The 13,569-nt window shown below is 70.1% G+C and carries 10 protein-coding genes; 6 read left to right on the top strand and 4 right to left on the bottom strand.

Annotated features, from left to right (window positions below; translation table 11 throughout):
• Positions 1-60 precede the first annotated feature (60 nt).
• Positions 61-1,041, bottom strand: coding sequence for a heme o synthase (locus ACWEPG_RS03940; protein ID WP_450115687.1), 981 nt, complete (start codon positions 1,039-1,041; stop codon positions 61-63).
• Between the two features lie 406 nt (positions 1,042-1,447).
• Here ACWEPG_RS03940 and tkt point away from each other — a divergent pair, with 406 nt between their 5' ends.
• The 5 genes from tkt to pgl all read left to right on the top strand — a co-directional run bounded on the left by tkt (position 1,448) and on the right by pgl (position 8,039).
• A complete protein-coding gene (gene tkt, locus ACWEPG_RS03935) occupies positions 1,448-3,550 on the top strand; it encodes a transketolase (RefSeq protein ID WP_450135269.1) in 2,103 nt (700 codons plus the stop codon).
• A 5-nt stretch (positions 3,551-3,555) separates the two neighbouring features.
• Complete coding sequence (gene tal, locus ACWEPG_RS03930; RefSeq protein WP_452593934.1) at positions 3,556-4,668, top strand: transaldolase; 1,113 nt, start codon at positions 3,556-3,558, stop codon at positions 4,666-4,668.
• A 3-nt stretch (positions 4,669-4,671) separates the two neighbouring features.
• Entirely contained in the window at positions 4,672-6,240 is a 1,569-nt protein-coding gene (gene zwf, locus ACWEPG_RS03925) for a glucose-6-phosphate dehydrogenase (protein WP_450115684.1), read from the top strand.
• Between the two features lie 67 nt (positions 6,241-6,307).
• Positions 6,308-7,216: a glucose-6-phosphate dehydrogenase assembly protein OpcA gene (opcA, locus tag ACWEPG_RS03920; protein ID WP_450115683.1), complete on the top strand. Its 909-nt coding sequence runs from the start codon at positions 6,308-6,310 to the stop codon at positions 7,214-7,216.
• Between the two features lie 76 nt (positions 7,217-7,292).
• Positions 7,293-8,039 (top strand): 6-phosphogluconolactonase, encoded by a 747-nt coding sequence (gene pgl, locus ACWEPG_RS03915; RefSeq protein ID WP_450115682.1) that lies wholly within the window; start codon positions 7,293-7,295, stop codon positions 8,037-8,039.
• Positions 8,040-8,043: 4 nt separating this feature from the next.
• Here the strand turns inward: pgl and ACWEPG_RS03910 are convergent, their stop codons facing one another.
• Together ACWEPG_RS03910 and ACWEPG_RS03905 are read right to left on the bottom strand one after the other, a co-directional pair.
• Complete coding sequence (locus tag ACWEPG_RS03910) at positions 8,044-8,208, bottom strand: hypothetical protein (RefSeq protein ID WP_450115681.1); 165 nt, start codon at positions 8,206-8,208, stop codon at positions 8,044-8,046.
• Positions 8,209-8,315: 107 nt separating this feature from the next.
• Complete coding sequence (locus ACWEPG_RS03905; protein WP_450115680.1) at positions 8,316-9,677, bottom strand: DUF4185 domain-containing protein; 1,362 nt, start codon at positions 9,675-9,677, stop codon at positions 8,316-8,318.
• A gap of 88 nt (positions 9,678-9,765) precedes the next feature.
• Here ACWEPG_RS03905 and ACWEPG_RS03900 point away from each other — a divergent pair, with 88 nt between their 5' ends.
• Positions 9,766-10,659, top strand: coding sequence for a glycoside hydrolase family 25 protein (locus ACWEPG_RS03900; RefSeq protein ID WP_450115679.1), 894 nt, complete (start codon positions 9,766-9,768; stop codon positions 10,657-10,659).
• A 10-nt stretch (positions 10,660-10,669) separates the two neighbouring features.
• Here the strand turns inward: ACWEPG_RS03900 and ppc are convergent, their stop codons facing one another.
• Positions 10,670-13,531, bottom strand: coding sequence for a phosphoenolpyruvate carboxylase (gene ppc, locus ACWEPG_RS03895; RefSeq protein ID WP_450115678.1), 2,862 nt, complete (start codon positions 13,529-13,531; stop codon positions 10,670-10,672).
• Between the last annotated feature and the right edge of the window lie 38 nt (positions 13,532-13,569).

The following is a 13,569-nucleotide window of genomic DNA, read 5'->3' as shown; positions in this document are numbered from 1 at the left end:
GGACCGTTCGGGTTCCCGGAGGACCCGAACGGTCCTTGTCACCCGCCCGACGGTGTCGGGTCAGGAGAAGAAGCTGGCGATCGTGTCCCAGCCGAGGACCGAGTCGACGGCAAGACCGAGGCAGACGACGGCGAGGTAGTTGTTCGACTGCAGGAACAGGCGCAGGGGCTTGACCTGCTCACCACGGCGCACGCCGGTGTAGAGCTGGTGCGCCATCAGCAGGAACCAGGCACCGGCGACCAGCGCAACCGCCGCGTAGATGACGCCCGCGGCGGGCACCAGGACCAGTGTGGTCAGTACGGTCAGCCAGGTGTAGACGAGGATCTGCTTGGTGACGCGTTCCTCGGTCGCGATGACCGGGAGCATCGGCACGCCCGCGGCCTTGTAGTCCTCCTTGTACCGCATGGCCATCGCCCAGGTGTGCGGCGGCGTCCAGAAGAAGATCACCAGGAACAGGACGATCGGTTCCCAGCTGAGGCTGCCGGTGACCGCGGCCCAGCCGACCATCACGGGCATGCAGCCTGCGGCGCCGCCCCAGATGACGTTCTGCCAGGTCCGCCGCTTGAGCACCATGGTGTAGACGAGTACGTAGAACGCGATGGTCAGCGCGATCAAGATCGCGGCCAGCGGGTACGTCGCCCACCACAGCCATCCGAAGGACGCGACACCAAGGGCAAGGCCGAAGATCAGTGCGTGCGACGTGGGCACCGCCATCCGAGCCAGCGGGCGCCGGGCCGTGCGCTTCATCACCTTGTCGATGTCGGCGTCGACCACGCAGTTGAGGGTGTTCGCGCTCGCGGCGCCCATCCAGCCGCCGAACAGCGTCGCCAGGATGAGCGGGAAGTCGACGGTGCCGCGGTCCGCGAGGAGCATCGCCGGGATCGTCGCGACGAGCAGGAGTTCGATGACCCGAGGCTTGGTCAACGCCAGGTACGCGAGGAGCGTCCCGGAGATTCGACCCCAGAGGGAGTCCGACCCACTGGCGGGGGTGGCATCGGGGGCACCAGCGAGACCGTGTCCGCCACGCTCCACTATCCGCACCGTTACTCCTACTTCTCGGGCCCCGCCGATGGGCCCGGTTGACTGGCTCGACCCACAGGGGCCGGCGCCGCGCGTACGACTACCGCTTCAGTGGTCCACCGGATCATGGGGCAGCCGCGATCGCTGCGCCACGACCGGGGACCCGAGCACTACTACACCCGATGGTAGACGGCTCGCCGAGCAGAACCGAACCGGGCACGGGTCGAATGGTCCGAATCGGACACCCACCGCGACCGCGTCACACCCCCGACGCGCAGGACGGACGCCGGATCGACCGGCACGCGCACGAGCACTAGGGTTGGGTCGGCACTACGCTGGTGTGTCGGAACCGACGGCGGGTCCACCGCACCCATCGTTCGTCCCGCCGTCACCGTGCCGCTCACCGATGTCAGGAGACTTCAAGCTCGTGTCGACCACAGACGAGATCCGCGTCCTCACCCAGCCCGTGCATCCCGCCGACTGGACCGACCTGGACACCAAGGCGGTCGACACCGCACGTGTCCTCGCCGCCGACGCCGTGCAGAAGGTCGGCAACGGCCATCCCGGCACCGCGATGAGCCTCGCGCCCCTCGCCTACACTCTCTTCCAGCGCGTCATGCGCCACGACCCCTCGGACGCCGAGTGGGTCGGTCGCGACCGCTTCGTCCTGTCCTGCGGGCACTCCAGCCTCACCCTCTACCTGCAGCTGTACCTGTCGGGTTACGGCCTCGAGCTGTCCGACCTCGAGTCGCTGCGCACCTGGGGTTCGCTGACCCCGGGCCACCCCGAGTACGGGCACACCACCGGCGTCGAGATCACCACCGGTCCGCTCGGCCAGGGCCTGGCGTCGGCGGTCGGCATGGCGATGGCGGCGCGGCGTGAGCGCGGCCTGTTCGATCCGGACGCCCCCGCCGGCACCAGCCCGTTCGACCACCACGTGTACGTGATCGCCTCCGACGGCGACCTGCAGGAGGGCGTCACCTCGGAGGCGTCCTCGATCGCCGGCGTGCAGCAGCTCGGCAACCTGATCGTCTTCTACGACGACAACGAGATCTCCATCGAGCACGACACCCACATCGCGTTCGGCGAGGACGTCGCCAAGCGCTACGAGGCGTACGGCTGGCACGTGCAGCGGGTCGAGGGCGGCGAGAACGTCTCCGCGATGCTCGACGCGGTCGAGGCCGCGAAGGCCGTGACGGACAAGCCGTCGATCATCGTCCTGCGCACCATCATCGGGTACCCGGCGCCGACGAAGATGAACACCGGCGACGTGCACGGCGCCGCGCTCGGCGCCGACGAGGTCGCGGGTGTGAAGAAGGCGCTCGGCTTCGACCCGGAGAAGAACTTCGACGTCGACCCGGCCGCCCTCGCGCACGCCCGTGAGGTGAAGGCCCGCGGCGCCGCGGCGCACGCCGAGTGGCAGCAGACGTTCGACGCCTGGGCGGCCCGGGAGCCGGAGCGCAAGGCCCTGTTCGACCGACTGGACGCCGGCGCGTTCCCCGAGGGATGGACCGACGTCCTCCCGACGTGGGAGCCGGACACGAAGGGCGCCGCGACCCGCAAGGCGTCGAGCAAGGTGCTCAACGCGCTCGGTCCGATCCTGCCCGAGCTGTGGGGCGGTTCCGCCGACCTCGCGGGCAGCAACAACACCACCATCGACGGTTCCGACTCGTTCGGCCCGCCCTCGATCTCGACGAAGGACTGGACCGCGCAGCCGTACGGCCGCACGCTGCACTTCGGCATCCGCGAGCACGCGATGGGGTCGATCCTCAACGGCATCGCGCTGCACGGTCCGACCCGCCCGTACGGCGGCACGTTCCTCGTGTTCTCCGACTACATGCGTCCGGCGGTCCGACTGGCCGCGCTGATGGGCGTCCCGTCGATCTACGTGTGGACGCACGACTCGATCGGCCTGGGCGAGGACGGCCCGACGCACCAGCCGATCGAGCACCTCGCGGCGCTGCGCGGCATCCCGAACATGTCGGTGATCCGGCCGGGCGACGCGAACGAGACGGCGCAGGCATGGCGGTACGCGCTGGAGAACACCACCGGCCCGACCGCGCTGGCGCTGACCCGTCAGGACATCCCCGTGCTCGAGGGCACCGCGGACAAGGCGGTCGAGGGCGTCAAGCGCGGCGCCTACGTGCTCGAGGACTCCTCGACCGGCACCCCGCAGGTGATCCTGCTCGCGTCCGGTTCCGAGCTGTACCTGGCCGTGGAGGCCCGCAAGGCCCTCGAGGCCGACGGCATCGGCACCCGCGTGGTGTCGGTCCCCTGCCTCGACTGGTTCAACCAGCAGGACCAGGCGTACCGCGACGAGGTGCTGCCGCCCGCCGTCCGTGCCCGCGTCTCCGTCGAGGCCGGTATCGCGATGCCGTGGTGGCGTCTGCTCGGCGACGCCGGTGAGGCCGTCTCCATCGAGCACTTCGGCGCCTCCGCCGACCACAAGACGCTGTTCCGCGAGTTCGGGTTCACGGCCGAGAATGTCACCGCCGCGGCCCGTCGCACCCTCGATCGAGTGAAGGGCTGATCGCCATGGCACAGAATCAGAATCTCGCCGACCTGTCGGCCGCCGGTGTGTCGGTGTGGCTCGACGACCTCTCGCGTGGACGCCTCCAGACGGGCAACCTGGCGCAGCTGGTGGCGGAGAAGTCCGTCGTCGGCGTGACCACGAACCCGTCTATCTTCCAGGCCGCGCTCAAGGGTCCGGAGTACCAGGCGCAGCTGCACGAGCTCGCCGGCCGCGGTGCGAACGTGGACGACACGGTCCGCGCGCTCACCACGGACGACGTCCGTGAGGCGTGCGACCTGCTCACCCCGCAGTACGAGGCCAGTGCCGGCGTCGACGGCCGGGTCTCGATCGAGGTCGACCCGCGCCTGGCGCACGACACCGAGGGCACGGTCGCGCAGGCGATCGAGCTGTGGAAGATCGTCGACCGGCCGAACCTGCTGATCAAGATCCCGGCCACCCTCGCGGGTCTGCCCGCGATCACCCAGGTGATCGCCGAGGGCATCAGCGTCAACGTGACGCTGATCTTCTCGGTGGAGCGGCACAAGGCGGTCATCGACGCCTACCTGGCCGGGCTGGAGGCCGCGAAGTCCGCCGGGCACGACCTGTCGACGATCCACTCGGTCGCCTCGTTCTTCGTGTCCCGGGTGGACACCGAGATCGACGCCCGGCTGGAGAAGATCGGCACCGACCCCGCCCTCGCGCTGCGCGGCAAGGCCGGTGTGGCCAACGCCCGCCTCGCGTACGCGGCCTACCAGGAGGTCTTCGAGTCCGGTGGCCGGTTCGCGGAGCTCGCGAAATCCGGTGCGCGCGTGCAGCGTCCGCTGTGGGCGTCGACGGGTGTGAAGAACCCCGAGTACCCGGACACCCTGTACGTCACCGAGCTGGTCGCGGCGAACACGGTGAACACCATGCCGGAGAAGACTCTCGACGCCGTCGCCGATCACGGCACCGTCACCGGTGACACCATCACCGGGACCGCCGCGGCGTCCCAGGAGGTCTTCGACGCGGTCGCCGGCGCGGGCGTCGACCTCACCGATGTCTTCGACAAGCTCGAGACCGAGGGCGTCGACAAGTTCGAGGTCTCCTGGAACGAACTCCTCGAGGCCACCGCCGCGTCCCTCACCGCGGCGTCCTGATCGATGGGGAGCACGGGCACCGCGTCGCAGCGCAGGACCGGCACCGCCGACGCGTGGATCAATCCACTCCGCGACGAGCGAGACAAGAGACTGCCGCGAATCGCGGGCCCGTGCTCCCTGGTGATCTTCGGGGTCACCGGTGACCTGGCGCGCAAGAAGCTGATGCCCGCGGTGTACGACCTGGCGAACCGGGGGCTGCTGCCGCCCGGTTTCGCCCTGGTCGGGTTCGCCCGCCGGGACTGGGCGGACGAGGACTTCGGCAAGGTCGTGCACGACGCGGTTCGCGAGCACGCGCGCACCGAGTTCCGGGAAGAGGTGTGGGACCGCCTTGCCGAGGGAATCCGCTTCGTGCAGGGCAGTTTCGACGACGACGCCGCGTTCGCCGAGCTGACTCGCACCTTGGCCGCGCTCGACGCCGAGCGCGGTACCAGCGGCAATCACGCCTTCTACCTGGCCATTCCGCCCGTCGCCTTCCCGACGGTGTGCGAGCAGCTGTCCAGGTCCGGGCTGGCCAAGCCGGTCGAGGGCCAGTGGCGACGGGTGGTCATCGAGAAGCCGTTCGGTCACGATCTGGAATCCGCGAAGGAACTCAACGCGGTCGTGAACACGGTCTTCCCCGAGGACTCGGTGTTCCGTATCGATCACTACCTGGGCAAGGAGACGGTCCAGAACATCCTGGCGTTGCGGTTCGCGAACCAGCTGTTCGACCCGATCTGGAATGCCCATTACGTGGACCACGTGCAGATCACGATGGCCGAGGACATCGGACTCGGCGGACGTGCCGGGTACTACGACGGTATCGGCGCCGCCCGTGACGTGATCCAGAACCATCTCCTGCAGCTGCTCGCGTTCACGGCGATGGAGGAACCCGTCAGCTTCGAACCGTCCGAGCTACAGGCGGAGAAGATAAAGGTGCTCTCGGCGACCCGGCTCGCCGAACCCCTGGACGAGACCACCGCCCGCGGCCAGTACGCGGGCGGCTGGCAGGGCGGTCGCCAAGTGGTGGGCCTGCTCGACGAGGAGGGCTTCTCCAAGGATTCGACCACCGAGACCTTCGCCGCGATCACCCTCGAGGTGGACACCCGTCGCTGGGCCGGTGTTCCCTTCTACCTCCGTACCGGAAAGCGTCTGGGGCGCAGGGTGACCGAGATCGCGGTCGTGTTCAAGCGCGCCCCGCACCTGCCGTTCGACCAGACCATGACCGAGGAACTGGGCCAGAACGCCCTGGTGATCCGGGTGCAGCCGGACGAGGGCGTCACGATGCGTTTCGGCTCCAAGGTGCCCGGATCCTCGATGGAGGTCCGGGACGTCAACATGGACTTCAGCTACGGGCAGGCCTTCACCGAGTCCTCCCCCGAGGCGTACGAGCGGCTGATCCTGGACGTGCTCCTCGGCGAACCGTCGCTGTTTCCGGTGAACGCCGAGGTCGAATTGTCCTGGAAGATCCTCGATCCGGTGCTCGAGCGCTGGGCGGCGAACGGTCGCCCCGACCCGTACGAGGCGGGCACCTGGGGACCGGATTCGGCACTGGAGATGCTGCGCCGCACCGGGCGCGAATGGAGACGGCCGTGACGACGTCGTCGGACACGACCATGACGACGTTGTCGGGGGCGACCGTGACGATGGGAGAATTCCACTCGTGATCATCGACATTCCCGCCACCACCACCGGCGCCGTCAACAAGCGTCTGGTCGAACTCCGGGAAACGGGCGGCGCGGTCACGCTGGGCCGGGTGCTGACCCTGGTGGTGAGCACCGACGACGACGAGAACGCGGAATCGGTGATCGAGGCCGCCAACGAGGCGAGCCGCGAGCACCCGTGTCGCGTGATCGTGGTGACCCGCGGGGACCGGGACGGCGAGTCCCGCCTGGATGCGCAGATCCGGGTCGGTGGGGACGCGGGCGCATCCGAGGTCGTGGTGCTGCGCCTCTACGGTGAGCTCGCCGGACACGAGGACAGCGTGGTGATCCCGTTCCTGCTGCCGGACACCCCCGTGGTGGCGTGGTGGCCGGACAGGCCACCTGCCGTTCCCGCACGAAATCCGCTGGGACAGTTGGCCATCCGCCGGATCACCGACGCGACCGGAGCCCCCGACCCGGCGGCGACCATCAAGTCGCGACTGCAGGCGTACACCGCGGGCGACACCGACCTGGCCTGGGCGCGAGCCACCCCGTGGCGCGCGCTGTTGACCTCGGCACTCGACCAGCCGCCGCACGAGCCTCTGTTGTCGGCGACGGTGTCCGGGCTGGCCACCGAGCCCGCGGTCGACCTGATCGCCGGGTGGCTGGCCAGCCGGATCGACGGCCCGGTGCGCCGTCTGGCCGGGGAGCTGCGGATCGAGATGCACCGCGAAACCGGCACGATCGCGCTGAGCCGGCCGCAGACGGGGAAGACCGCGACCCTCAGCCGCACGGGAGCACCGGATTCGCTGGTGTCGTTGGCGCGCAGGGAAACCCGCGACTGTCTCGCCGAGGACCTGCGCCGTCTCGATCCGGACGAGATCTACCACGCCGCGCTCGCCGGCCTGGACCGGGTGGTCTACGAATAGCCGGGCCGACTGCGTTAATCATTCGACTGGATAAGGGTCCTCCACGGATCGGTCCGGAACACATAGGGTGAGACCCATGACTGATTCCGTGACCGTGCAGACGTACGACGACGCCGACGCCCTCACCTCGGCGGCAGCCCGGAAGTTCATCGACGTGATCGTCGCGGCGCAGGCCGCGCGCGGCTCCGCCTCGATCGTCCTCACCGGCGGCGGCAACGGGATCGGTCTGCTCCGCAAGCTGCGTGCCGATTCCGGTGCGATCGACTGGTCGAAGGTCGACGTCTTCTGGGGTGACGAGCGTTTCGTACCGGCCGGACATCCGGACCGGAACGAGGTGCAGGCCCACGAGGCGCTGCTCGACCACGTGCCGGTCGAGGCGGCCAGGTTGCACCCGATGCCGTACGGGGACGGCGCGTACGCCGGCGATCCCGACGCGGCCGCGCACGCCTACGAGCACCTGCTCGCCGCACACGCGAACGGCGGCCCGATCCCCGACTTCGACGTGCACCTGCTCGGCATGGGCGGTGAGGGACACGTCAATTCGCTGTTCCCCGACACCGACGCGGTCCGCGAGGACACCCGTTTCGTGGTCGGCATCACCGACTCCCCCAAGCCGCCCGCCGAACGGGTCACGCTGACGCTGCCCGCTGTGCGCCGGGCACGCCGGGTGTGGCTGCTGGTCGCCGGTGCGGACAAGGCGGAGGCCGTGGCCGCGGCGGTCGCAGGCGCGAACCCGCTCGACATTCCGGCCGCCGGGGCACTCGGGGTGGAGGAGACCGTGTGGTTCCTCGACCGGGCGGCCTCGGCGAACCTGCCGGCCTGACCGGTCACTCGCCGGCCGTTCCCTCCTCGGCGGGGCGGGGATTCGTCTCTCGCGGCGTGGGATCCACCCGCCTGCCGTGCAGGAGGACGTGACTGCGGGGCGTCGCCCGCGTCGTCGCGAGCCCGCGGACGCCGCCGCGCCAGTCGTGCGTTCCCGTGCACCGGATCATCGTGGGACTCCTTCTCGCATCCTGTGCTGAGTTGGACGCGCGGGACCTCGGCCCGGTTCCAGGGCGATCCGGCGTCACCGGCATGCCTCCGGCCGGACGCCGACGAATCAGGGCCGCGCACCCCCGCGGCGACGGCGATCGGCCGGTCGCACCTGACCGGGCTTCGGCGGCGATGCCTCACCGGCACGCACCAGCGCGAGGCATTCGGTCATCTCGTCGGCGCCGGCCTCGCCGCACGCGAGGTCGGCGAGCACCGACGCCCGATCCGCCTCCTTCACGCCGGCCAGCTCGTCGCCACCCGGGCCCGCCGGAGGTGACCCCGGATCGCCGGACAGGCGCGCGACTGCCTGCGCGACGCCGCTGTCGGCGAGTGAGGCGTAGCGGGCGAAGGGGGCGATCGGCCCGACCACGGACGCGTGCCACTGCCGCACGCCGTACATGACGAAGCCGGTCGGCGGCGTCAGGCCCGGCGCGATCCACTGCGACAACCCGAAGTGGACGTCGGCGAGGGTGGACAGCGGGTGGATGCCGGGCGCGTAGTGCAGCGGCGCGACGACGAGGGACACCTGGGGCTGGGCCGGGGTCCACGGCGCGTCCGGCGCCGACGCGATCCGCGAGACCGTCGACCCGATCGAGTAGTCGGTGTACATCAACACGATCCGACCCTGGACGATCTGGGCGTTCAGTTCGCCGATCTTGTTGCCCGGCACCGAGTTGTCCGCCGCGAGCAGTATCGGCGTGGGTGACTGCCGCCCCCACCGCCACGCTCCGCCGGTGTATCCCCAGAACTCCCAGCCGTTCTCGACCGCGAGCCCGGCCCAGTGATGTCGCATCAGGTAGATGCCGCCGTCGTTCGACCGCCCCGCGGGAGTACCGAAGACGTGGACGTGGTTGCCCCACAGGATCATCGACTGGTTCTGGAAGAATCGGTACCACGGGTGTGCGCTGGGAAACGTGATGATCGGGCTCGGCTGATACCACTCGGCATCGGGGTCGTGGGACACCCACAGCGCGGCGAAGTTCGTGGACCACGTCGTGGTCGCGGGGTCGGTGGCCCAGTCGCGGACGGCGAAGGTGCTGACCACGGTGTCACCGTCCGGCAACTGCAGCCCGCTGTTCGGGATGTGCGTGAACGCCTCGCCCGCCGGCGCCGGCACCGGTTCGGTGACGTGCCGATACGGAATGATCTGCGCGGCGCGAGCGCCACCGACCGCGTTGTCCCAGCGAATGCCACGCAGCAGGTCCGCGTTCGAGGTCCGCAGCGACACCGGACTGCGCCAGCCGCCGCCGTTCCACCCCGGCTCCGGGCAGTGGTTGTCGAAGGTGTCCCCGTGCAGCGAGTGCGTGTAGCCCTTGGCATTGCGCCACATGAAGCACAGGTCGGTGCCCTCGAAGCCGAAACGGGTGGTGACGCCGGGACCGGTGATCCGGCCCGGATCGAACGGATTGGGTACGCCCACCGCGACCACGCTCCCAGTTTAGGCGCGGCCGGAACCGCCCGGGCCATATAGTGAAACCACCCGATCGGTCGCCAGCCACCGCAGACGGAGAGTGCTCATGACGCTCTACGGCATCGACATCTCCAACTACCAGGCCGGACTCGATCTCGCCGCGGTCCGCGCCGAGGGCTTCGAATTCGTGTGGGCCAAGGTGTCGGAGGGCATCCACTACCGCGATCCCACCTGGCCGGGATTCCGCGACGCCGCCCGCGCGAACGGGTTGCTCCTCGCGGGCTACCACTACGTGCGCGCCGACTCCTCCGCCGACGCACAGGCCCGGACGTTCGTCGAGCACCTCGGCGACACCACGATTCCCGCGATGCTCGACTTCGAGGCCGATTCCGGTGACATGGAAGTGTTCTGGGCGGTCGCGAACGCGATCGACGCCCTCGGCGTCCACGTCGCGCTGTCCTACATCCCGCGCTGGTACTGGCAGCAGATCGGCAGGCCCGACCTGTCCCAAGTACCGGGGCTGATCCAGTCCAGCTACGTCGTCGGGACCGGCTACGCGAGTGTGCTCTACCCCGGTGACGATTCCTACCGGTGGACGGGGTACGGCGGCAAGAGCGTCGACATCCTGCAGTTCACCTCGTCGGCCCTGGTGGCCGGCCAGAAGGTGGACGCCGACGCGTTCCGTGGAACCCGGGAGGAACTCGCCACGCTGATCTCACCCGCACCGCGACAGGAGGGGGACGGCATGACACCCGAGCAGGCACAGCAGCTCAGGGACATCTGGACCCAGCTGATGGGTCCGAACGGCAACGGCTGGCCGCAACTGGGCAACCGCACGCTGGTCGACGCCTGCGCGGTGATCCTCGACCAGCTGGTCGGCCCGGATCACCGGTTCGGCGGCTGGCCACAGACCGGTGGTCGCACAGACACCGACGCCATCGCCGCCATCGGTGCGGCACTGAACATCCCCGGTTTCAGCGACACCAAGGCCGAGCGGTGAGCGGCGCCGGCTACCCGCTGTTGCGGAGCGCGGTGGCCAAACCGTTCATGGTCAGCTGGATGCCGCGGCGGACGAGGTCGCTGTCGTCGCCGGCGCGGTAGCGGCGCAGCAGTTCGACCTGCAGGTGGTTGAGGGGTTCGAGGTACGGGAACCGGTTGTAGATCGACCGTTCCAGCGCGGGGTTGTCCGCGGTCAGCGAGTCGTTTCCGGTGATCGCGCGGTACATCGCCACGGTCCGCGCATGTTCGGCGGCGATCATCCCGAAGACCCGTTCCCGCAGCGCTGCGTCGGGGACGAGTTCGGCGTAGCGCGCGGCGAGTCCGAGGTCGGACTTGGCCATCACCATCGCCATGTTCGACAGCACGGTGCGGAAGAACGGCCACCGCCGGTACAGGTCGGTGAGCCGGGCCAGCCGGTCCGCGTCGCCGCCGACCCAGGATTCGAACGCGGTGCCGGTGCCGTACCAGCCGGGCAGCATCACCCGCGCCTGGCTCCAGGACAGCACCCACGGGATGGCACGCAGGTCGGCGATCGACCGGGTGGGCTTGCGGGAGGTGGGCCGGGACCCGATGTTCAGCGCCCCGATCTCCGCGACCGGGGTGGAGGTGGTGAAGTACTCGACGAAACCCGGTGTGTCGTGGACGAGTTCCCCGTACGCGACGCGGGCCCGTTCGGCGAGGTCGTCGAGCAGCAGATAGGCGTCGTCGGCGTCGGGTCCGAGTCCCTCGACGTCGAGGAGCGACGACTCCAGGGTGGCTGCGAGCAGTGTCTCCAGGTTGCGGTGCGCGATCGGGGGCTGGGCGTACTTCGCGGCGATCACCTCACCCTGTTCGGTGATCCGCAGCGACCCGGCGACCGCGCCGGGCGGCTGGGCGAGGATCGCCTCGTAGCTCGGTCCGCCGCCGCGGCCGACGGTGCCGCCGCGACCGTGGAAGAGCCGCAATCGGATTCCGGTGTCGCGGGCGGCCTCCACGAGGTCGAGTTCGGCGCGGTAGAGCGCCCAGTTCGCGGCGAGGTAGCCGCCGTCCTTGTTGGAGTCCGAGTAGCCAAGCATCACCTCCTGCAGCCCGCCGTGGGCGTCGACGAGGGACCGGTACTCCGGCACCGCGAGAGCGGCGCGCAGCGTCGCCGCTCCCCCGCGCAGATCCTCGATGGTCTCGAACAGCGGCACCACGTTCGGTCCGCGATGGTCCGGTTCCCCCGGAACCAGCAGCCCGACCTCCTTGAGCAGCACCGCGGCCTCGAGCATGTCGCTGACGGAGGTGCACATGCTGATGATGCAGTTCGGGACGGCGGCGGCGCCGAGTTCGGCGACCGCGTCGGCGGCGGCCGCGAAGATGGCCAGCTCCGAGGTGGTGCGTTCACCGAACGTGGCGCCGGGACGGGTCAGCGGGCGCCGGGTGCGCAGTTCCGCGGCCAGCAGGGTGACCCGCTCGTCCTCGCCGAGCAACCGGTAGTCCGGATGCACCCCCGCCCACGCGAACAGTTCAGCGATCACCTCCTCGTGCACCTCCGAGTTCTGCCGCAGGTCCAGGCCGGCCAGGTGGAATCCGAACGCCTCCACCGATTCCCGGATCGTCGCGAGCCGGTCGTCGGCGAGGACGCCGTCGCCGTGCCCGCGTAGGGAGGTGTCGAGGACCGCCAGGTCGGCGAGCAGTTCGGTGGCGGTCCCGTAGGGCGCGAGCCCGGAGTCGGCGAGGGCGGCCGACGAGGTGCGGGCGAGGTCGTCGCCGAGCACCGCGATCGCGGTCTCCGTGAGCCGGGCCCGCATCCCGCGCAGCGCCCGCCGGTACGGTTCGTCCATCCGCGACGGCGCGTCGTCCCCGGACGCCGCGGCCAGGGCCTCCAGTTCGGCCGAGACGGTCACCAGGCGCACCGACATCGCCAGTTCCTGCTCGAGGGTCTCGAGGTCGTGCAGGTGCCGGTCGAGGGCGGTGGCCGCGGCCCGGTGCGTGGCCCGGTGCACCACGTCGGCGGTGACGTTGGGGTTGCCGTCCCGGTCGCCGCCGATCCAGGACCCGGTGCGCAGCATCGGTTCGGGCAGCAGACCGGCGTCCGGCCACCGCGTCCGCAACTCCCGGCGCAGCGCCGCATTGATCCTCGGAACCACCTCGAACAGCGCGGCGTCGTAGTACCGCAGCCCGACCTCGATCTCGTCCTGAATCCGCAACCTGGACAACCGGATCAGTGCGGTCTGCCAGAGGGTGAGGATCTGCCGGTACAGCCCGCCCTCGACCTCGGCGGCCTCCGCGGCGTCCAGCACGGTCCGGTCCCGAAGCCGCATCAGGTCGGTGATCCGGTTCTGCGTTTCGAAGACGGTGCGACGCCTCGTCTCGGTCGGATGGGCGGTGATCACCGGTACCACCTGTGCGCCCGCGAGTGCGTGCGCGACCACGGCCGAATCCAGCTGTGCGGCGTCGAGTTTCGCATAGGTCGCGGCGAGGCTGCTGTCCTGCGGCGGCTCCCCCGCCCGGATGTGGACTGCGCGGCGCCGCTCGCGGTGCAGGTCCTCGGCGAGGTTCGCCAGCAGCGCGAAGTGGCTGAATGCCCGGATCACCGGGATCGCCTGATCTACCGGCGTCTCGGCGAACAGGTCGGCGAGTTCGGCGCGGTCAACTTCGGAACGGCGCACCCGGAACGACTCGACCCGCGCGCGTTCGACCAGGTCGAACACCTCGACACCGGCCTGTTCGCGGACGACCCGCCCCAGGAGGCCGCCGAGCAGGCGGATGTCCTCACGCAACGGCTCGGTGGCGGACAGTCCGGATGCAGCCGCTCCGCTGCGCTGCGCGCCGGTACCCGATGCGGCGGCTCCGCTGCGCTGCGCGCCGGAAGCGCGGGACGGGTCGGGGCTGTGCTGCGACGTCGTCATCGCCCCAGTATCGGGGCGACGACGAGGTCCCGCAGTGC

It is taken from the genome of Rhodococcus sp. NPDC004095 (assembly GCF_053604015.1).
This window is presented reverse-complemented; position numbering and strand designations above follow the sequence as displayed.

Bases quoted from the DNA above. Each gene is read 5' to 3' on its own strand.
- zwf (WP_450115684.1), top strand. From the start codon at position 4,672: ATGGGGAGCACGGGCACCGCGTCGCAGCGCAGGACCGGCACCGCCGAC.
- tal (WP_452593934.1), top strand. From the start codon at position 3,556: ATGGCACAGAATCAGAATCTCGCCGACCTGTCGGCCGCCGGTGTGTCG.
- ppc (WP_450115678.1), bottom strand. From the start codon at position 13,531: ATGACGACGTCGCAGCACAGCCCCGACCCGTCCCGCGCTTCCGGCGCG.
- ACWEPG_RS03910 (WP_450115681.1), bottom strand. From the start codon at position 8,208: ATGATCCGGTGCACGGGAACGCACGACTGGCGCGGCGGCGTCCGCGGG.
- ACWEPG_RS03900 (WP_450115679.1), top strand. From the start codon at position 9,766: ATGACGCTCTACGGCATCGACATCTCCAACTACCAGGCCGGACTCGAT.
- pgl (WP_450115682.1), top strand. From the start codon at position 7,293: ATGACTGATTCCGTGACCGTGCAGACGTACGACGACGCCGACGCCCTC.